This is a genomic window from Trueperaceae bacterium (genome assembly GCA_002707365.1).
In the GTDB taxonomy this organism is placed as follows: domain Bacteria; phylum Deinococcota; class Deinococci; order Deinococcales; family Trueperaceae; genus UBA6957.
Genome location: PAMQ01000004.1, coordinates 1 through 22287 on the forward strand (window position 1 = coordinate 1; position 22287 = coordinate 22287).

13 protein-coding genes are annotated in these 22287 nt (G+C 48.7%); 3 read left to right on the forward strand and 10 right to left on the reverse strand.

Annotated elements, in window-relative coordinates; translation table 11 throughout:
• The 8 genes from CMO31_01120 to CMO31_01155 all read right to left on the reverse strand — a co-directional run.
• Positions 1–376: hypothetical protein (locus tag CMO31_01120; protein ID MAZ52599.1), on the reverse strand; the 376-nt coding region annotated here is incomplete at its 3' end.
• A gap of 238 nt (positions 377–614) precedes the next feature.
• Positions 615–2915: a copper-translocating P-type ATPase gene (locus CMO31_01125; GenBank protein MAZ52600.1), complete on the reverse strand. Its 2301-nt coding sequence runs from the start codon at positions 2913–2915 to the stop codon at positions 615–617.
• Between the two features lie 13 nt (positions 2916–2928).
• Positions 2929–3219, reverse strand: a complete 291-nt coding sequence (locus CMO31_01130) for a hypothetical protein (protein ID MAZ52601.1) — start codon at positions 3217–3219, stop codon at positions 2929–2931.
• A gap of 51 nt (positions 3220–3270) precedes the next feature.
• Positions 3271–3474 carry a heavy metal-binding protein gene (locus tag CMO31_01135; GenBank protein ID MAZ52602.1) on the reverse strand — a complete coding sequence of 68 codons (204 nt, stop codon included), beginning with the start codon at positions 3472–3474 and terminating at the stop codon, positions 3271–3273.
• A gap of 1232 nt (positions 3475–4706) precedes the next feature.
• On the reverse strand, positions 4707–5708 hold the full coding sequence (locus CMO31_01140; protein ID MAZ52603.1) for a hypothetical protein: 1002 nt from the start codon (positions 5706–5708) through the stop codon (positions 4707–4709).
• 20 nt (positions 5709–5728) lie between these two features.
• Complete coding sequence (locus CMO31_01145; GenBank protein ID MAZ52604.1) at positions 5729–7882, reverse strand: hypothetical protein; 2154 nt, start codon at positions 7880–7882, stop codon at positions 5729–5731.
• Positions 7883–7918: 36 nt separating this feature from the next.
• Positions 7919–12412 (reverse strand): hypothetical protein, encoded by a 4494-nt coding sequence (locus tag CMO31_01150; GenBank protein MAZ52605.1) that lies wholly within the window; start codon positions 12410–12412, stop codon positions 7919–7921.
• Positions 12413–12728: 316 nt separating this feature from the next.
• Positions 12729–13745 carry a 4-hydroxythreonine-4-phosphate dehydrogenase gene (locus tag CMO31_01155; protein MAZ52606.1) on the reverse strand — a complete coding sequence of 339 codons (1017 nt, stop codon included), beginning with the start codon at positions 13743–13745 and terminating at the stop codon, positions 12729–12731.
• A 176-nt stretch (positions 13746–13921) separates the two neighbouring features.
• On the opposite strand from CMO31_01155, the gene CMO31_01160 reads away from it, so the two are divergent.
• The 3 genes from CMO31_01160 (at position 13922) to CMO31_01170 (ending at position 18665) form a co-directional block, all read left to right on the forward strand.
• A complete protein-coding gene (locus CMO31_01160; protein ID MAZ52607.1) occupies positions 13922–15493 on the forward strand; it encodes a sulfatase in 1572 nt (523 codons plus the stop codon).
• Between the two features lie 156 nt (positions 15494–15649).
• The gene (locus CMO31_01165; protein ID MAZ52608.1) at positions 15650–17263 is read left to right on the forward strand and encodes a glycosyl hydrolase family 32 domain protein; all 1614 of its coding nucleotides are present in this window, start codon (positions 15650–15652) and stop codon (positions 17261–17263) included.
• A gap of 328 nt (positions 17264–17591) precedes the next feature.
• Positions 17592–18665: an N-acetylglucosamine-6-phosphate deacetylase gene (locus CMO31_01170; protein ID MAZ52609.1), complete on the forward strand. Its 1074-nt coding sequence runs from the start codon at positions 17592–17594 to the stop codon at positions 18663–18665.
• 24 nt (positions 18666–18689) lie between these two features.
• Here the strand turns inward: CMO31_01170 and CMO31_01175 are convergent, their stop codons facing one another.
• Entirely contained in the window at positions 18690–20321 is a 1632-nt protein-coding gene (locus CMO31_01175) for a 2,6-beta-D-fructofuranosidase (GenBank protein MAZ52610.1), read from the reverse strand.
• Between the two features lie 301 nt (positions 20322–20622).
• Entirely contained in the window at positions 20623–22164 is a 1542-nt protein-coding gene (locus CMO31_01180; GenBank protein MAZ52611.1) for a sulfatase, read from the reverse strand.
• Positions 22165–22287 lie beyond the last annotated feature (123 nt).

Consider the following 22287-nt stretch of genomic DNA (forward strand, 5'->3'; position numbering starts at 1 on the left):
CGAACCAGTCGCCAAAGCGATGGTCGAAAGTTCCGGAGAATACTTTTAGTTTCTCTGCTGCTGCCCAGTGTTCGGGGAGCATTGGGGGTCTGTACCAAGCTCCGATGACTGCTGCGTCCGCTGTTTCTAGTTGGGAATAAAAATCTTCTAAAACAGTAGCTACTTCATCAGTAGGCTCTAGAAACGGATTAGCACTCGACTTCTTCGATTTGAAAACATCATCAACTTTACCGGCGGCACCCGATATGTGATTAATTTGAAGGCCTGTAGGTAAGCATAGAAACTCTACTTCTCCGTGTTCACGTAGTAGATTGCAACCTTCTGTATGAAAATCCCAAGCAACATGATCATCATGAACTAACACAACGAATCGCACGATATTTATCCCCCTAGGTATGTAAGGATTTGCTTACTTAGTGTACCTGACTAAGAATAACTTCTTTCTGCTGGTAATTCCTTCCGCTAACTAAAAACAAGAGCGAAACAAACTCATGATTAATCCCAATTTCGCGATTAAAAACATCATAATCGATTGAACAATAGCCTGAGAATTAGGAGAGAATACTCTAGATTCAATGTAAGCCTATAAATCACTTTCCCACTCAAAGCTTGATTCAGTCCAATGACGGGTTAAACCTTTGGAGGCGCAGGGCGTTAAAAATTACGAATAAACTTGAAAGTCCCATTGCGCTAGCAGCCAGAATGGGTGAGAGAAGAATCCCAAATGTTGGGTATAGAGCTCCCGCAGCTACGGGGATTAGGACGATGTTATAAATGAAGGCCCAGAAAAGATTTTGTCGGATATTTCTAAGTGTAGCGGTTGATAGAGCAATGGCCTTAGGGATTACTCTAAGGTCACTTGCCATAATGATTACGTCGGCAGATTCAATAGCAATGTCAGTACCGGTACCGATAGCAAGGCCAACGTCTGCTTGAGCTAAAGCAGGTGCGTCGTTAATCCCGTCACCAACAAACACCACCTTTTGTCCATCAGCCTGTAGTTGTTTAACAACCTCGACCTTGGTATCTGGTAGGGCTTCAGCTATAATTTTGTCGATACCTAGCGAATTGCCAATAGCTAGAGCGGTCCTGCGGGTGTCACCGGTTACTACGGCAACCTGAAGGCCCAGATCTTGTAGCTGCTTTATCGCTGTTGAGGCAGAGATCTTGATTCGGTCTGATACTGCGATTATGGCAGAAGCTTTGTTTTCAACTGAATAATAAAGCGGGGTCTTGCCTTCGCAAGATAGCTGTTCTAATTCAGCAGAGAAACTCGAAATATTGATCCCCAGGTTTGTCATATACCGCTCTGTGCCTACCTGGACTTTGGTGCCTTCGACCTCTCCTGTAACACCAAATCCCGGTAGGGCTTCGAAATTCCGAACAGTAGGAATTTTAATCCCTTCTTCATCAGCAATACGAGTGATTGCTTTTGCAATGGGGTGTTCTGAGAGCGCTTCAACAGCAGCTAATGACCGAAGTACGTCTTTTCTTTCTAACCCTGAGCTTAGTATCAGGTCGGTAAGTTCTGGTTGGCCTGTAGTAAGAGTGCCAGTCTTGTCTAGCGCTAGAATAGATGCCTCTTGAAGTTTCTGTAGGGCATCACCCCCGCGGAATACTACGCCTAGCTCTGCTGCTTTTCCAGTTCCAACCAAGATCGAAGTGGGGGTAGCGAGTCCCATGGCGCAAGGGCAAGCGATTATCAGAACTGCTACCGTGTTGACCAGGGCGAAAGATAGAGTAGGTTCAGGTCCCAATGCTATCCAAAGAACAAATGTCACAGCCGCTATGACTAACACAGCAGGTACGAAAAGACCTACATAGCGATCTACTATTGCTTGGATTCGGGGCTTCTCATCCTGTGCTTCCTCGACCATTCTAATGATTCTCGCGAGGACACTTTCCGAGCCAAGGGTAGTAGCACGATAACGGAATGATCCGGTTTGATTGATAGTTCCACCAGTAACGTTGACGCCTTTGTCCTTTAGGGTGGGTAAAGGTTCACCAGTAACCATGGATTCGTCAACATACGACGAACCTTCAAGCACAGTACCGTCAGCAGGAATTTTATCGCCCGGGCGAATCACGATCTCGTCTCCGGTAACTAATTCATCAACTCTAATCTTTTGCTCAGTTCCGAAACGGATGATGTTAGCTGTTTTTGGCCTGAGGTTTAAGAGCTTCCTGATTGTATTGGTGCTTCGTCCTTTGGCAGTAGCCTCAAGGTACTTTCCGACTAAAACAAGCGTGACTATAGCAGCGGAGGTTTCGAAGTACACCTCAACTGTTCTGGTGGGTAGAACATTCGGAAAAAAAGTTGCTATGAGGGAGTAACCGTAGGCGGTCGAGGTGCCAATCATTATTAGGCTGTTCATGTCGGGGCTTAGTTGACGGAGACTTTCCCAGCCAGGCCGATAAAAGCGGCGAGCTGGTCCAAATTGAACAAGACTGGCTAAGACAAACGAAACAAGGTTGATAGTCCGTTCAGAGGTCCAGGTATCCAGCCACTCGAATAGGCTAGGAATAGCCATGGGTAACATTGAGAGGAGTAATAATGGCGTGGTGAAAGCGATTGCCACAATAAGGTCTCGACGGATCAGGCGCAACTCTCTTTCTCGGACAGTCTCCGATTGCTCTGTGAAGGCTTGACCAGAGGTTTCTTTTAATACTTTGTATCCCGCATCGTGGATTGCGGCCTTGAAAATATTAGGATTTGTCGCTGTCGGGGCGTAGTGGACTGTCGCCCGGTCTGTGGCTAGATTGGCAGTAGCGTCAACAACACCCTCAACCCGTTTTAGAGCACGTTCAATTCGGGTGGTGCAGTTGGCGCAGGTCATCCCCTGGACGAGGAAACGCACAGTCCTGGTGGGTTTCCTGTCGATTGTAGATTCCCTGGCGCGATTCGAAATCGTCATGTTCCCATTTTGTTTAACCCTTGTACTTAAGGGCTTCCATAAGCTCGTCGACGATGTGATTAGTGTCACCACGCTGGCCAGCTGTGACGACGTGTTCTTGTATATGGGAGCGTAATACGCTATCACTTGTTTTGGTCAAGGCCCCCTGTACACCTTTGATTTGCTTCAGTACGTCGACACAGTAGACGTTGGGATCCTCGAGCATTCGCATTACACCCTCAAGATGGCCCCTAGCATTCCTAAGCCTTTGGGCGGCATCAGTCCTCACGCTCGGGTCCAGGTGTAGGCAGGGATGGACAGGCATAGGCGAACTATCAGAAGTTGCTTGGTCATCCTTGTTTAACTGTGTCACGCCTTAACTAGATCCTGAGGAGGCCTGGTAACCTTCCTCTTGAACCGCTTGGATGAGTGCATCGAGATTGGCTGTTCCTTCGACATCTGCTGAACCGCGTTCTAGATGAACGTTGACTAACGAAACGCCGGTAACAGATTCTAAAGCTGTTTTTACAGCGCCCTTACAGTGTTCGCAGGTCATGCCTTGGATAACTAGATTAATCATCTTTCATTCCTCCCTAGCCTTACTGACCCCGCCCCCCTGGGGGGGCGGGGTCGTAGTTCTTTCAGTTTACAACGTAAACCCCCGGAAAATGAACTCTATAACATAGTGGATTAATGGAAGAAAGCGTAAAAACCCGTCTCCGACAGAGTTCTCCTTGCTTCTGCATGGGTCCGACTATCCTAATTCCTATCCAACGACGCATTCTTTCTGTTATCTAAACCGTATAGCTCACTTGAGCTCATTCCTGCTTCACGAAACTACTAGTTATCGTTCTGAGTGTAGATACCTTCAGTAATTGATTTATTGCTGTGCTCTATCTCTTCCACTATTACTAGGGAGTCAAACCCCCTTCTTTTCAAGTGCCAAAAATGCCATGCGGCGAAACTAATGGAACGTTATTCGGTTAATGCCCACATCTTTGTCCAACTTCGTTTATCATGGGTCGTCCTTTCTATTGGTACGAAGGGACTTTTTTAACTCGGGAGTGGCCCTATCCGTTCCTCCCGAGTTTCTTTTATTGCGAGGTACTGGTTAACTCAACAGATCCCCAAAAGTGTGTGCCATGTGTCACCCCTCTGTTCCTTATTTCTCTACCATGCATTGCATTGAGGTAATGGTTACATTTACTTTGTGTGCGGGCTCCTTGTGTCTACTCAGTTTTGGTTCGAATATGGATAGCGATGTAGGCGGATGACCATCCAAGGCCACTTCTCCATAGCTATACCTGCCTACATCACCAAGCCCCCTTTGGCGCAGATGCAGCTGTAAAGCTGCATCTGCGCCTTTTGTCTACCCGTAATAAGTGGCAGTGTAGCGATTCTCAGACCGCCAAGATTATAGGAAGAATAAGGTGGACCCAGAGAAGATCGCTTTGTTGGAGGCGGTTCGTGATTGGGTTCGGGATGCTAGAGGCTGACCACTCACCCCAACAACTAACCTACAGAATTGAGTCAAAAGTTTATTGCTAACGGGTGTCATTTGGGGGTGTATCAGGACGAGAGAAAATGCTAGAAATACTGTCCTGGTAGGTGCTGACAGGAGCCTAGAAGAACACGGTGATCTACTAACACTTAGTTCTCATTTTGTATCTTGTGATTAGTAACCGGTAAATTGTTTCGGTGGCTGTGATGATCTATTCAGGGTATTTGTTTGGATCTCGGATCTGAAGGACAGTTCCTCTTCGCAATCGACGTAAGGTAGTGATTCTAGATTGAGAGGTACGTCTAGTGAGCTTATTGCTCTACGTGTAGCCACCGCCCTTGCATGTCGTTATCTCGCTTTAACTTTCTAAAGTGGTCGTCTCGAATTTGTTTGAGTTTTTTCCAATTGAGGATTTCTTTCTCGGGGTTGGCAGGACTTCGCAGTACGAAGTCAGCTTCAGGAGGGAAGCAGGCTATCTCTACCTCGGGACCGTCCGAATTGGTCTCAAGCTGAGCCGTGTCAACGTTGTTGGGAACATCTGGACTTTGGTAACGAAGATCAATACTCCAACGCATTTGGTCCGAGTGATTCTCAAATGAAGCGTGAGGCGTGAGGTTTGTTAGGAACAGCACACCACCTTTTTCCACCGGTATAGCCCGTGGCTGACTTCCTGCGGGTAGGTCCTTTTCGGGAATTACCAGATAGCCGCCAGGTCCCCCTCTGCGGTGTTCAAAAATTCCAAGGTCGTGAGTTTGTGGAATCACGTGTAGACAACCGTTCTCTTCATCTGCGTCAACTAGAGGAATCCAGCAAGTGATGATGAATTCCTGATCGCAATGGCTCAAAAAATAACCACTGTCCTGGTGCCACGGAACTTCGCCACTTTCAAGTCCCGGTGCTTTCGGTCGTACGCGGTAGACACTGGATCCGATTATTTCGGGACCCACTATTGAAGTTACGGCATCCAGAAGTCCGGGATGGGACATCAGGTCAAACATGGCTGGTCCCATGTGCCATCCCCCACCGACATCTCCATGCATGCGTTTAATCAGCTCTTTTGCTGCTTCGGGATGATCTAAGGCAATTCTCGCTAGTTGTTTGTCGAAATTTGCCGAGGAGTAAGCATCAGAGATTATTCCTTCAGCGTAGAGTTGATCTGCAAGGTAGGAGACGGTTTCATTGAGCTCATCACGTATAGCTTCGATTGTGACTGAATCTATAAGGCCTGGAGTTACCACGAATCCCTCGTGTCGCAACTGTTGTAACTGGCTAGAACTTAAACCTGATGGGTTAGCCATCTGTTTTTTCTCCATAGAGATACCTTTAACGGTAGTTAGCCCATGTTATCTGATCTAGGGTGATAAGAAAAAATCATATTGTCGTGGAATAGTGGATCGAATTGGTAGAAAAGTTGACCACTAGCCCGGGGTGCTTCAATTGTCGCAACTATGGTGCTTCCCGGTTGCACGGGACGGCCATGTAGGTACGTCTCATCCACCCACCAAGTTCCCTCTGGGGTATACAGCGTCCCCGTTTGGGGGTGTAGCGCCAGGAATGGTGACCAGATTGGGGTTGGTGGGATAATATCGCCACCATTAGAGGGATTTCTCAGGAAGCCGGGATAGCTAAGATCAGCAAAATTTGCCTGATCTGGGTGACCTGTCAGTGTGCAATCAGGTATTTTTGCCACGCCAAACGCCTCAGCATCAAGGCTAATTTTGACGCCGTCCAGACCATCCTCATCCCGGAGGGGGTCGCCCGCGGGAATTTCATTACCAGCCCGGACTTTATCCGGTGGGTTGAACCGGAAGTAACCGCTCACATTGCGGAATAAGTACCCCTGATGGGTTTGGCCAAATTGATCCGTAAAAGGGCGTAAGTGAAGCTGGTCTCGATTGCGAGGAAACACCCCAGCTTGCGAAGCTATTCCCAAGTGGGGGACATAACCCCAACCTGTCCGCCACTGCATCTCTGCAACTTTAGGAGCGCCATAGGTAGGCTTGGGACTGAACTTTTCGAAACTAAAAATACCGTTGCCGAATGCCCCTTCATTCTCTTCTGTCAGGCGGGGTCCAAAATCTACGTTCCGGTAGTAGTGGACGTGCCGATCAAAGTTGATAACTTTAACCCGCATTAGCCCTCCTTGTTCCCAATCACGGACTACCCCACCCAGGCCTTCGGAGCCAAACTGAGCATAGGGAGTATCACCGTAAATCTCATTATTCATGTAAGCAAGAACCATGTCGTAAGGACCAAAGTTACCCTCTTTGAGGCCGTCCTCTTTCCTTAGGACATCCCAAGCTTCAGGTGGGAGTTGGCGTTGATCTGAGGCTAGTGAAACCCACTCCCGATAAGTACCAAGTGGACCTTCATTTGAGTTGGTCATCATGGCAATAATTTTGTCACCCGAAGCACCCTGAAGGGCAGCTTCGGCAACGTGGTACATTTTTTTCTCTGGCGACTCTTCAGCTATATTCTGTAGTGTTAACCCCTCAAGCATTCGGGTGGCAAACGAGTGTCCGGCAGGGTTAAGAGTTCCATCTTCATCAATCTCTACGATTGGTTGTAAGAACTGTACTCTGGGCGGATGTACCCCCCATCCCCATGTGTACATACCGCGGAAATGCAACACACTAGGGTAGTTGATAGTTAATTGAGACAGCGTTCCACTAGGTATGGAAGTAAACGTACTATCTAGTCCGTGGAAAATCCGACCAAAGCCGTCATTAGTTATGGTGCTGGGCGCTAAGTCCTCCTGAACCAAAGAGTAAACACGCCAAGTAATGCGGAATTCGTCGTAAGGATGGACCTCCGCTGGGATCCTTAGTAAATAAGTATCCGAATCAAAATTATGACCGTACCAGAACATATTGATAGTTGCATGCCAAACCTTATGGCGCTGTCCATCTATAACACTGATTACAGTCTCACCAGTGTCGGTCAACCGCTTAGTCTTATATTCGTCTGCAACGTGGTCGCTATTGAGTTTTCCAGGATTAATGTTAAGTAGGCCGAAACCGTCATACACTCGACCTTCAGTGGTACCCAGAAGGATATTTTTTATTTCCCGAGCGGCTAGTTCTATTGGCGATCGGTAGTCCCCACTTTCTCGAGCGGAGCGATGCAGAAGGCCAAGTGCTATCTCCAGATCACGATGAGGGTCGCGTTTTTTCTTAATGCGGTGACCAAGCAGGCTGGTAGCCCCATCAAGAAGCTCGATATCAACGTTACCAACATGGAGGTTGGGCTGGCCGTAAAGAGCCGGACACGTATTTGGGATTCGTACATCGCGACCCAGCTTCGCACTAAGGACAGGGTCCTGCGAATTAGGGAAGACGGCACTCAGGTTCGATTGGGAGGGGGATTCTTGGGCAAACGCTTGGCCGGTGCCAGGGATACTTAAGTCGCTTAGAGCAATACCAGCTGCAGCTACGCCAAATTTCTTGAGAAGTTCACGCCTGGTTAAAGTCTTCTTGCTGTCGTTCACCTTGCACCTCCATTTCGTTACCTTTCTTTCCGTAGTTTAGTGTGTTAGCGGCGTTTCTGATGCGTGAGTAGTTCCTCTGCAGTCAGGCAAAGGTATCAAGGTATCACTACTGTCTTGTGGTAAGACTCGTAGGATTCCCCACTGCCCAGCTTTCTGATACGGTAGGCGGTGGTTACCCCACTGGTAATCTCCGGGTCGCTCCGCTGGTCCCCCTGTCCGGTCAAGCTCGATGTTAAGAACCCCAGTGGAAGGTAGATGTCTAGAACTGAGTACGTCTGAGCCGGGAAGACTTGGCATGTGTTCCCATTGATGACCCTCTACCGCAAACACTTGGTTCTGTTCACTAAATCCACTTAACACTCGGAAGCGGACAGGTTCCCCCGCATAAGTCTCAAAAACATTCGTATTAGGGTCACCAAAGACTTCGCTATTAAACAGTGTTCTTGAATGGTCTAACAACTCAGGGGGAATTTGGTCACCGTCTAAAGCGATCCCAAACTCCGCAAGTCGGAGATTTAGCGGTTCCAATCGGTAGTTGACAGCCACTAGCCGGTTTACTTCTTCGTCATATGGCATTACGAACAGTCCGATGTCTGGGTCGCTATCGTGGAACAAAGTAACGAACTCCCGGAAGTCCGGGTTGTCTGGGTGGGCTATGACAGCTGCGATTCCGCTCTCCACCGGTTCACCTGTGACAGGGTCCAGGTAGGTTGATCCGGCAGGTTCTACAATGAGTGCTCCATAAAGGCCCTTTCTGGGGTTACGGAAAAGGTTGCCGAAGTCACGAATAAGGATTGCTCCCAACTCACTTTCAACGTAATACCGGTAAGAAATGCTTTCCCCAGGTTCAGCTGTCTGTTTGGGGTTGAAGCCGACATTAATACCTAGGGACCCGAGAGGGTCAAGGGTCGGACTGTCCAAATGAAGGGAGGCTGAAGAGTCTTCTAAACGATTAGTAAATTGAATATTGATGCAATCTCCAGCGTTGGCGCGAACAACAAGGGGATCAGGTTTCTGAGCGCCCGATAAGACGGCTTCTATGTCTTTATCCAGTACATAGATGCGACCGTTACGGAGGATCATTCCGGCGGCACGATTGATGACTAATGATGTATCAATAGCTGAGATTTCGAAAAATCGGGTCGGAGCGTCTGTTGGGCATGGGTCACCAGGGTCAGCTGCTTCTGGGGGTAGGGCACCTGTGAAGGTAAGTTGTGGAAAACCTAGTGGGCAGCCATCGTGCTCACTTATGCCATGTTGTCCATCAGCTGGGCAGGCGTCAGGTGGTGTACGACCGGGTAGAGGTTGAAGGTCCTCTTGCAAAGTATTGTGTACCCTGAGAATCCCCCAACTGCCTTCCCTAAAGTGCCGTTCAGCACCGTTATAGTAGAGGTAGTCACCTGGGGATTGGGCGCCTCCACCAGCAGCTTCTACATAGGCGTTAAAACGTTCGGAGATACCGACACCAAATACGGTGGCGCTTGGTGAATCAGGTTGGAATCGCTCGAGTCGGAAACGGTGTCCTGTGATGTGGAACGGATGAACTTCTTCAGTGGCTGTTGTGAGCATTCGAAACATGAGTGGGTCCCCAGTGTAAGCACGGAGGACTGGTGTAAAAGGGTCGCCGTGAGTGACACTACTAAGTGCGAGGTCAGGGCGGCCACGCCCACGGTTCGTCTCAGCGAAAAGAGGCTCAGCTCGGAGGTTAAACGAGCTCCCCGTGAGCGGATTGTTGTCATTCATGAACAATACGTACTCGCGGAAGCTACCTTCAAGTCCCGGTAGGACTTTTCCTTCAACTCGGATATCTGCGATTGTGCCACTGCGAATTTCATTGCCTGTAACTGGATCGTGATAACTTGCGCCTCTCGGTTCAGCTATTAGCGCTCCAAACAGGCCATGTCCCCACCGTTTCAGTGCATCGACGTGGTCATGAAAGTAGATTGCGCCGTTCTGCCGCGCTACATACCACCGATAGCGAACAAACTCAACGCTTATCTGTTCTCCTGCTGCATGTGAGTTCTTGAGGGGCTGCTCGAAAGTAATCTGGTTACCATCAATTTTGGCAATGACCGCGGTCTCGAAGATTTCTGTTGATTGATCAATCCCAACAGCGACCGCTGAGCCAATGTGAAACCTGGATGCGTCGAGGACCGTTATTCCGTATGATCCGGAGGGAACTTCGTTAGTTAAAGGAGTGCTCATTCCTTTGTCAGTAAAGGGTCGAGGTGACTGTTCGTACGAAGCACCGCTAATAACACCGTCTGAAGCTTGTACATCAAATTGGACAAAGTGGATGTGGATATTAGTTTTAGATAGCTCGGCTGCTTCACCTGTCTCTTCAAGCTCATTGACTAGAATGATGTCTAGGCAATCACCTTGATTAGCGCGGAAAGCTAAAGGAGTTTTGTAGTTGGGATCCTCGCGAGCCTGCTGCTCATGTTCTTGTAGAACGAAGATCATGCCGTCAGGATCGGTTAGGTCTTTGGTTACTGGTATGGAAGTTTGGATTGCATGGATCTTGTAGAGGCGTTGTGGGCTACCGGTAGGGCAGAGGCTGGTAGGGCCGTTAGCGCCGGGTAATGCTGGTTCACCTCGGTCTTGCCCAGTTGGTTCTAGGAAAGGAGCCGGCCCGTGATGTGGTGCGAAGGGCGGGCGTTTACCTAAATGAGGCCTGAGGAATGGCCAGGCTAGCTGGGCGGTTTCTGGATCAAATAATAATGGAAGCCTCTCGCCCGGTACAAGAGCCGAAAAATTCGGCCAACGGTGTGACGTTTCAGGTTCGTTAAGGTACTCCGTCCCATCTCGACTCCAGTCCATCACTGCTGCATCAAGCAGGTTCAGGCTCCGGCCCGGAGGTGGCAGTTGAGTTTCGACAATTGTCGCAAGATTATCTTCATCAACCACAGATTGGTTACCAGCAAAGGTGACTGTCTTGCCGATCAGGTCGCTGGAAGTGACTGCTCCGTCCACGTGTCCCTTACGGTCGGGTAGTTCTACCACCACAGCTAGCTCGTCAGTTTTATTATCTTCAGATTGCAACGTGTTGTACACGCGCCAGAAATGCCACATTCCAGAAATGTAATGGGAGGCAACGTGGCAGTGGAATAAATAGTCACCGACTGCTTGTTGGCAACCACCACTACCACAAGCTATCTCAAGTTCATAAGTCTCTGATGGTCCAATGGTCTGAGCATCATTACCAGCGCTCGGCATGCTACCCTCAAAGATCTTTTTCAGGCCAGCGTCAATAGGTGTGTAATCGGTTGCTCCGTCTTTACCGACGTCTGCTTGGCGTTGCCACTGTATTCCACCTCCGTGAAGGTGTGGAACGTGGAAGGTTTCACTTCCTCCATGCACTAGGCGGAATTTGGTTGGATCGCCCAGGTAAGATTGAGGTACGGGCATAGCGGGGTCGCCAAAAGCATAGGAGCCATAAGCCTGTGACTCATCAGCGAAGCCGAAGATGTCTTCAGCTGTGCCTAGTCGGCGGAAAAACGATTCACTACGATAATTGATGGCTCGACCGTTGGGCTTATATGAGTGGGCTACCGGATCAATATTAGGATTTGGAATTCCATTTGCGTCGACTGCTGAGAACATCGCGTTACCGATCTCGTGATAGAACATTGCGAATTCGCGAAAGTCAGCTGAACCATCCCCAGGAGAGATTATTGCGTCCCAGGAGTTAAGACAGCTTTCGACTCCAGACTCTATGCGGCAAAGCGATCTCCCGGTACGAGGGTCTAGATAATCGGATCCAGCTGGTTCGACAACGAGGGCACCGAACAACCCATGGCTTACCAACCAGCGTTCCCGCGGTCCGTGTGTGTGCAGGTAATGGGTGTTCTCGGAATAGTAAGTGTCGTCTATATACCACTCGTAAGCAATAGTCTCTCCTGGGAGAGCAACAGATTCTGGGTTACTCGAAAGTGCAGGTTCACCACTTTTAGCTAAGGTCAGGTCTGCCCCGTGGATGTGGAAGCCAGCTGGCTGATCTAAGGTGTTAGTGAACAAAAATCGTACGCAATCCCCAATGTTAGCTCGAATGGTGAGAGGTTGAATTGGGTCATCACCAACTCCTAGGCTTAGGCCGTAGTGATTCTCTTTGCTTCCTGCAAGACCTTCCTGAATTCTAATTTTAGGGATCTGGTCACGCAGGGCGAACATGTAGGCTTGAGGATCACGGTCACCCCAGCGATTCAGCACCATCTCCAATTCAATGGCTGCCAGGTCATAAACCTTCACTGTAGCTTGAGAAGGGCATGCTTGGACATTGTTCAGAACAGCCAGGTGGGGACCACGATCCGAAACTAACATTGGTCCCTCGCTATTCTCGTGGCTGTGTGCTCCTAATGCGTCGTCGTTCAGTCGGTTGCTGGCCAGACGCACATGTGGCGCATTGTGCTTGTGGTAAATCCCCGGGAGCAAATCGTCAGCAAAGCGATGAATAGCTTGTTCGGGGCCACCACGAGCCATTAGTAGGAATGCGCCAATGGTTGCGCTAATAAAAAACGTGAAGCTGAACACCCGGATTATACGAGTCAACTATCTACCTCCGGGTTATGCAGTATTTGGGTCTGAGGCGATACATTGACCCTGCTGTTTACTGTATTCACGACGTTCGTACCTCCTTGAGAACGAGCCGTCTTCAGTATTGATAAAACATGTCGTGCACATTCAACCCGAACTTATTTCTGGTGACGCTCTAGGTCTCCGTTGCAGACTCTAATGTCTGCGCTAATGTACGGTAACCCTCGGGTCCTAAAAGGGACAGCATCATAGCACGCAAATCGGCTCCGAAATACCTATTGAGTAGGAAAGGAGGTTCCCATGAGACCATTGGCTAGTTTGTTAAAGGTCCGTTGATTGAGTATTTGGCTACCATTCTCCGTACGATCTTTAGGGCCTTTTTGAGAGCTTCAACCTTAGCTATTCCTTTACCAGCAATATCGAATGCTGTGCCGTGGGCTGGCGTGGTTATGGGAATTGGCAGGCCAGCGAGGATAGTTACGCCACGGTCGAAACCTAGCAATTTCATAGCAATTTGTCCCTGATCATGATACATAGTCACTACTGCATCGTATTCCTTGGATAGTGCTCGTACGAACACCGTATCAGCAGGCCAAGGTCCATCAACATTGATTCCTTGGGATTGTACCTCTTCTATTGCAGGGCGGATTACTTCTATTTCTTCGAAGCCAAACAATCCTCCCTCGCCAGCATGAGGATTAATGGCCGCAACAGCAATCTGCGGATGAGTATAGCCGGTTCCAACAAGCGTAGCGTGCATCAATTCGATTGAGGAGATAACTGTCTTTTTCGTAATGCTCGTAGTGACTTTTGCGAGGGGCACGTGTGACGTGACGCGGGAGGTCCACAGGTTGTCTAGGACGTTGACTTCGCCGCATGAACCTGTCCAACCAAGGAGATCAGCAAAAAGGTTCATGTCATCCCCGTGAATGTTGCCCCCTAGACTAAGGGACTCCTTATTTAAAGGCGCGAAGCAAAGGCCGTCTAGTTTCCCCCCCATAGCAAGATCGACAGCCAAGCCTAAGGTTTCCAACGTTGCCTTCCCTGCGTGAGCGGATACCTGTCCAGGTTTAAGTTCGGTCAGGTTTACATTGGGAACGTCAAGTAGAACTGGATGGCCGTCCAGTTCAATCTTCTCGATGTTCTGGATGACAGGAAGTTCGGTATTAGAACCCACAGTTTTCTCTCCAAAATCCTGATAAACCCGCCTATCACCGATAACGATAAGTTGGTAGAGTTGCTGATCAATACCGTCAGCAAGAAGGGTAGCTACTAGTTCAGGCCCAATGCCATTGGGGTCGCCTAGGAGAAGTCCAATACGAGGAATCATTCGATATAGATATGGTGACACGTTCTTACACTACTTATTCAAGGAAGCATCGGTAAGGCTTAGTTAACGATCGGAAGACCCAGTTATTCGTACTTAGGCTTCCCTGAGGTATTCTTGATCGGATTTGGCTGACTCAATTTCACAGTACCCGGGTCTGGTAGGCTTGAACAAAATCAATGACCAGGGGGATAGAGATGTCTGAAAAGCCTCCCAATTTTCTCGTTATTTGTACTGACCAGATGCGAGCTGATCACCTCGGTTGTGCCGATAATCCTGTGATTCGAACACCTAATATCGACAGATTGGCGGCGTCTAGTACCCAGCTCGATCGCGCCTACGTTAATTGTCCGCTCTGCCAGCCTAGTCGTGCCACCTTGTTCACAGGTATGACCCCCCGCGGTCACCAAGTTCGTACCAATGGCATACCTCTCGCACATGACATTCCGACGCTCACGACGTCGCTCTCAGATGCTGGATATAGGACCTCCTCTATTGGCAAGCTCCATTTCAGCAATTACTGGCTCGACGATAATGTTCTTCAGGTTGCCGAACCACAAAGTTTTCCGGAAGTGCAAGCTTTTTGGCAGGATGGCAAAATCCATGAAGTTCCAGTTCCGTACTACGGTTTTGACCAGGTTGATATTACCCTTGGTCACGGTGATAACGTAGAAGGCAACTACGGTCGCTGGTTACGCGAGTCTCACCCCGAAGCGTGGCGCCTTCTACAAGATAAGGGAGTCCTACCATCTGCTTCGGGTGCTGAGCAGAGCGGTACATTCCCTATACATGAGGATTTACATCACACAGCGTACGTTGCTGATAAAACGATAGACCAGATTCTTAAAACCGCCAGATCGTCACCATTTTTCTTATTTTGTTCCTTTCCTGACCCTCACCATCCGTACGTAGCGCCTCGCCCGTGGGACACTCTCTACGGTAATGACGAAGTAGTACCTCCTGTCTCGAGAGAGGATGAGTTGGACTCTTTAGCTCCTCATTTCCGCAAGATAATTGAGACAGATATTATGGTGAGCGGTAGGAGAGGTCCGACTGGTATTCCCCCGGAACATGTTCTCGAGGCCCTGGCTAGGACTTACGGAATGGTATCGCTTATTGACAAGCATGTTGGTCGGATTCTTGCTGCTCTGGATGAGAGTGGTCAGCGGGATAATACTGTTGTGGTGTTCCTTTCGGATCATGGTGATTTGATGGGTGACCATGGCCTTATGAACAAAGGTCCATGGCATTTCGAGGGTTTACTGCGGGTACCAATGATCTGGTCTTGGCCTGGTCATGTTCGTGTCCAAAGGACACAAGCTCTTGCGAGCCTACTGGACTTTGCACCGACCGTACTTGATTTAGCTGGGGTGGATACGCCTAATGGATTAGCTTCGGATGTAGTTGCGCCAGAGCGGCCGCCAGCTTGGCCAGGCAGATCACTGAAAGGCGTCCTTAAGGGTGATACTGAGATAGTCCAGGACTCTGTGGTTGTTGAGAATGACGAGGATTACCTTGGTCTTAGGCTAAGAACTTTGATCACTGACAAACTCAAGATTACGACCTATACGGGACATAGAGGGCCCGAACCTTACGGCGAACTCTTTGATTTAGAGACTGACCCTAGCGAATTGCATAACCTCTGGGAGGCACCCGAGGTAGCAGCTTTGCGAAGCGAATTGATCGAGCGTCTTCATTATCGCCTAACCGAGACGGACATCGCTGTACCACGACGACTGAGCCACGCTTGACCCCCTACAAGTCGAACCTAAAACAGGTGGTTTATTGATTACCCCATGTCGTTAATAGGCTCAACGCCTTATTATGGTTTCCATGTTCTGTCAGCACCTTAAATTCGACACACGTTAAAGGGTGCATTGAAGTTCGATCATTAATGGGGGGAAATCATGTCACAAGTTGATTCGGATTACACTTCGCTTGTTCCTAAATACACCTTTGCTGATTCACTTGAAGAACAGGAGCGTCAGCTTTCAGAGAATCCGTTGCTAAGACGGATGAACGAAGCTCGCAAGAAAATGGATAGTGATCCGCACCGACCCATTTATCATTACGTTAATCCGGAGAGCACACTTAACGATCCCAATGGATTGTGTTATTGGCAAGGTCGATGGCACCTTTTCTATCAAGCCTATCCCCCAGAAGACTCTCGCCAGCACTGGGGTCACGCCGTTAGCGATGATTTAGTTCACTGGCGTGATCTTCCCTACGCAATCTATCCAAATCCGGAACGAGCTTGTTTTTCAGGTTCGGCATTAGTTGAAAAAGATCGGGTTATCGCAATGTATCACGGTACTGATGTTGGCAACATGGTGGCTGTTTCTAATGATCCCTTACTGTTGAATTGGGAGAAGGTGACTGGAAAGGCGGTCATTCCTTACCCACCTGAATTAGAGAATGCTGCGTATTCGGTTTTCGACCCTTGTATATGGAAGAAAAATGAGTACTATTACTCCCTCTCGGGTGGAACGCTACCTAATGGGCCAGGTGGACGTGATGTAAGAGCCAACTGGTTGTTCCGCTCCAAGGATCTCGCTAATTGGGAATTCCTACATCCGTTTGTAGAGGATGATCATTACTCGATGGTGGGCGATGATGGTGCTTGTCCGTACTTCTGGCCAATTGGGGATCGCCACATGTTGTTGTTTTTCAGTCACACTAGTGGTGGTCAGTATTTACTTGGTGATTATGATACTGAGCGCGATAAGTTCGTGGTAACGAATCACGCTAAATGTAATTTTGGTGCTTCGATTCCTTCGGGTGTACATGCGCCCTCAGCAGCTCCTGATGGGAAAGGCGGCATCGTGGTGATTTTCAATATGAATAAGGGTCTGCCTGCTAATGGTTGGGACCAGATTATGACGTTGCCTAGGCGCCTTACATTAGCCGGAGGCGATGGCAGTGATGAAGTGAATATAGAACCAGCTGGCGATGTTGAATCCCTCCGTTCCGACCATCAGAGTATTAATCCAATGGTTTTGCCAGCTAATGAAGAGGTCGTGATCGAGAGTGTGAGGGGGAACGCAATTGAGCTTGAGGTGGAAATCGATCCTCAGGGCGCACCGGTTATCGAGTTGAATGTTCTTCGATCATCGGGCGGGGAGGAAGTTACTCGCATTGGGTTTTTTCATGAACGGGGCTTTCGTCGTGTAGATCGGAGATCGCCGAACTCTACGTCATCAGCAGTTTCGCGGAAATCAGCAGTGCGTGTTGAGAGCCTCATAACTATCGATTCCTCCCGATCCTCTAGCTTGCCAGATGTGACACCACGACCTCCAGAGACAGCACCTGTATACCTTAAAGAGGGAGAACCTTTGAGGTTGCGAGTGTTTGTTGATCGTAGTGTTGTTGAAGTATTCGTTAATGGCAAACAGTGTGTCGCGGTTCGTGTTTACCCTACTCGTGAGGATAGTGTTGGGGTGTCACTTCGCTCTCAAGGTCGGAATGCAGAGTTGAAAAGCTTGGATGCTTGGAAGATGCAGAACATTTACCAGGAAGGGTAGAAAAGTCCTTGGCAGATTAATAAACCGTCGCCAGTCCTTGCCGTCATTAAGCTTAATGCCAAGTTTACAAGTAGTTTTGGGTGGCGGTACATTTCAAATAGAAGTGTTGCCTAAGATTTAATGGAGGCAGTCGCGCAAAAAAACAATTGGATGGCTTTAGTATCGCCAAAATAGTTCTTTCTCAAGGCGGCGTCACAAGTGGCGAACGTGGTGCTGCTTACTGCACGTGGCAACAAGGGGTAATTCAATCAAACCAAGAGAGGCGAGTCTAATGGACGAAAAACAAAGTTGGCTATCCTCAAACGGTGTTTTTGACAAGGACAGTCTAATCAACGATGTAGCTATTCAGATTACCGATAGTAAGGTGACCCAAGTTATTGGTTTGGCGGATTTACCTGAAAATGCGAAACCTAAACACATCAATGGGGTGATTTCGCGGGGCTTTGTTGATCTTCAGGTAAATGGTGGCGGCGATGTTTTGCTAAATGCGACACCAGATGTTGCATCGATGAAAACAATCGCTAAGGCCCATCGCCAATTTGGAACCACTGCAATTTTACCTACCTTAATCACAGATGAGGTCACCGTTTTAGAACAAATGGTCGAGCCTGCGATTGAAGCAATGGGCAGTAACGGGATTTTTGGTGTTCATATCGAAGGACCACATATTGCATTGACTAGACGTGGAACACATAATCCAAAATACCTGCGCCCTTTTGATGAGGGTACTTTAAACAGCGTCCGTAAATTGCGGGAAAATGACGTGCCCGTAATGTTAACCTTGGCGCCTGACATAGTTGAAGATGACCATATTACTCAATTAGTAGATTTAGGGGTTGTCGTATCACTTGGGCATACTGATGCCACCGCTCAGCGCACGCACCAAGCCGTTAACGCAGGTGCCAGCTGTTTTACCCATCTTTTCAATGCAATGCCGCCGATGTATAACCGTGAGCCGGGCCCTGTTGGCGCTGCCCTAAATTCAGAGAGTTTTGCTGGATTGATCTGTGATGGCTATCATGTTGGCTTTGACATGATGATGCTGGCCTTGCGGGGACACAAAACACCAGATCGTGTGTTTATTGTGTCTGACTCTATGCCGACAGTTGGTGGTAAACCAACATTTGATTTGTATGGCAACCCTGTTAATCTAATTGACGGGCGGCTCATTAATTACGAGGGTACGTTTGCAGGAGCGCATATCACTCAGGCAACGGGTGTTGAACGCTTGGTTCATGTTTACGATCAATCTTTGGAACAAGCCTTGAAAATGGCGATTTCAATTCCGGCAAAGTTGATGGACTCAGACCATTTGGCATCGGTTGAAAATGCGGGTTTGAACGACCTTATTGTATTGGACGATGCTAAATTTGACGGTTTTTTAGGCAATAAGTTGACTTAATACCCAAAAAAATCGGCTGATAAATTAGTCTCCTACTTGCCATGCTGAGCGGAGCCGCGAAACCTTCACGTTGTTTACCAGGGCAGACCCGCCACTTGCAAACATGTAAACTCCGTGGTCGTCAGGACGAAGTACTACTCCAGCAGCTACGGCGATCGTTCCACCATCAGCGTACACTTCAAGCGAGACTCGATCCACGAGAATCCTAAGATTTATAGAATCCCGTGGGGGCATTTGGGCCATGTACTTTCCGATGAGTAAAGTTCCGAGACGCTTGTCGTACCAGACAGGGATCCCTCGAGCGACTATTCCCACAGCGCTTGCATTCCCAAGTTCAATTTCAACTTCAATATCGAGAAGTTCACCCCCGAGACCAGCTTCAACTTTTGATCCAGGTCCCAGCTCAATACCCTCACTTTGCCAAGTCTCCTGACGGAGCTTCTCGAGTTCTACTACTGGTGCCGCACTGAGAGAGACTCCATTGTCTTTATTGGTCAGTTGAAGCGTTTGCGGAATAGTCATTAACTGGCCGAAGGGCATTCCCGGTGTTGACTGTCGCATCCAAGAGATTTGGATTCTACGACCATCCTCAGCGGGAATATCGCTCCAAGTTTGCGCCGCGTAAGCAGACCCCCCGGCAAAGCGCGGTGACTCCGGCTGCAACATCTTAATTTCTTGTTCAGGAACGAAGGTGCGACCGTCAAAACTACCAACATAGTAGCTTGTGTTGGCGGCCCAAAATACCCACCGAATATCATTCTCATCGCCATCTACTGGAAGGGGAAACAGGTCGGGACATTCAGTTGTGCGGGGCAATTTCAGGTCACTCAAGTGTTCCCATTCGAGAAGGTTTTGAGACCCAAAAATGGCATAGTCATTTTTTGCCATGTATAGCGGCATTATCCAACGTTCAGTTTCTGGGTGCCAGATTATTTTAGGGTCTCGATTACCCCCAACGTGGTGTCCCAGAACAGGGTTACCATCGTATTTATCCCAGGTTCGACCCCGATCATTACTATAAGCAAGACACTGCGTGAAAGGTTCACCTTCGCTCATTGGTGAGTGCCCACCAGCAGCAGTGTAAATGGCCACAACCGCCGGGTCTTTACCCGTTTGCAGGCCCGCCGTGTTGTGGTGATCAACTACTGCAGATCCTGACCACATTGCACCCAGCTTGTCTGGGTAAAGGGCGATTGGTCGCTCTTGCCAATGCACAAGATCAGTACTTACAGCTGACCCCCAGTGCATGTTGCCCCAATCTGAACCGGCGGGATTGTGCTGGTAAAACAGGTGGTACTCACCATCGTAGTAAAACAGGCCGTTCGGATCGTTATTCCAACCTCTGCGGGAAGAGAAGTGAAACTGGGACCTGAGGGGTTCCTGATAAAGCTCAATTGGGTCAACCGGTTGATCAGTAAAACGGAGACCACTCAGAGAAATATCTGCAGTACCAGTGTGTTCGAACGTGAGTTCTGATCCCTGGAAGTCATCCAGATCAAGGAAAACTTCGTAATCGCTAGTGCCCTGGCCCAGACGGATGTCCAACTCTCGCAAAACAGTTGTACCCTGCCGGATACTTAACCATCCCGTTGTTTCTCCCCACTCTACAGGCATGATGAGGTAGCGTCCGTCGACCTTAATTGTTCTATTTGGCATTATTTCCTCCCGACGGCTAGGGCAACCAAAGGATGCCAGGTTTGTAGCGGCCGCCTAACCAATGTATATCGCCAAGCTTCTCTGTGCATCAGATTAACCTGAGTTCTGACCACACCATGTGAAACGTAATTCAGAAACAAGCACTTCCTGAACGGTCGCCCAACCACCCGAAGCTAAAAGTACGACCTGCATAAACGCTGAATCAATTAAACAAACAGTTCATGGGTCGTAATTTCATAACTGGAGCTGTGTTTGTATGTTTAATCCCTCGCTCAATACTCACCAGAGGCATTGAGAACTATCAATTGCATAAAGGTGTACCTGCATACGGGGTTTTTTCGAACCGGCAGGACGACTCAACAATTCGCGGATCGTCCTGCTCCCTCAGGATCGTAATGAGCTTATTTTCGAGACGAAGTCGTACTTTTTGATAGATAGGATCGTTAGCTACATTATTCATGTAATGAGGGTCGACTCGGAGGTCGTAAAGTTCTTCTCGGGGTCGCTTGCCAAAACCCAGTTGGAAAGCCTTCAGCACGTCAGGGTCATTGCGGTGATGAATCATCCAAGCCTTGGTGGGACTAGCGTCTAAGTCAGCGTAAGCAGCAAAAGTGTCGTTTGCAAGGGTATCAAAATCAGGTGTAAAGGCATTAGGGTTGTCTAGCCCGGCAGGATCACCTGCAGGCCAGCGAGTGGGCTCGAAGTTGATAACGTATAAGAAGTCCTGAGTTCGGATTGAGCGTTGTGGATAGGGCAGATTTCCCCTCCTGGCTGTAGCAACGTGTCTTTCCCGGCCGGTAATCACAAAGTCCCGTTTTTCGTCAACTTGGCCTTGCCCTGGGTTTTCCAAGATAGGCAACAAACTACGGGCAGTCATCGTAGGAGGGATCTTTACGCTGGCAGCATCCAGAAAAGTTGGTCCTAGATCCATGAGGTTCACGAAATCCTCTATGACTCTGCCTGGTCTGATGTGTCCTGGCCAGCGTGCCGCTAGTGCCACCTCACACCCTATGCTATAAAGATTGCATTTAGCTCGCGGAAAACCGGGAATACCGTGATCTCCGCTGACCACGATCAAGGTGTTGTCAAGCTCACCTATCTTTTCGAGTTGGTTAAGTAAAACCCCGAGGCCAGCATCGACAGCGAGACACTCGCCAAGATAATCGGAAATGTCCTCGCGTATGTCGTGAACGTCTGGTAAAAACGGGGGTAAGCGACCCTTTAGGTCATCGGGTTTTACATCCCAAAGAAGTTTCCCAGATCCTCTCTCCCAACTTCGATGGGTGTTAGTTGGCCCCCACCAATAGCAGAAGGGTGTATCTTCCGGTCGAGCTGCTAAAAAGGCGTCAAAATTAACTTTGGTTTCGTCAAGAAGAATCTGCTTAGCTCCCTCGATACCAAGGTCCTTCACCCGATTTGTAGCGACTTGGGAGAAGTCTCTATAAAGGTTGCCAGCCGTCTCGTAGCGGGTTCGTTCAGCACCATATGGAGCGTTCATAGTTTGGCCGGGTGACCACACTTTATATGTGTAACCAATGTGGTAACCAGCCTTTTCAAGGCACAATGGGTAGGTGGGAATGCTATCGTCCCACACTGCTCCCTGGAGAATAGCTCCAAGTCCAGTCTGCCAGAAGTATTGTCCTGCCAAGATCGAACTTCGGCAAGGTGTACAGCTCGGAGCTGGTACAAAAGCATTACGAAACAGTGCTCCTTCAGATGCAATCCGATCAAAATTTGGCGTATCGATCAACGCATTTAAGGATTTGTTTCCCTCGAATGCCTGATAGGCGCTAGCGTAACGTCCCCAGTCGTCAGCAAAAGCAAAAACAATGTTTGGCCTCATCAGACTATGGTACCTTTACCTAAATTTGACGCGCTCTTAATGGGAAGATTGCTGATCAACATACCTTTGAGCTAAAGGTAGAGCATATTAGGTCATTTTTCTTAAGACACCCAGCAGGTGGCT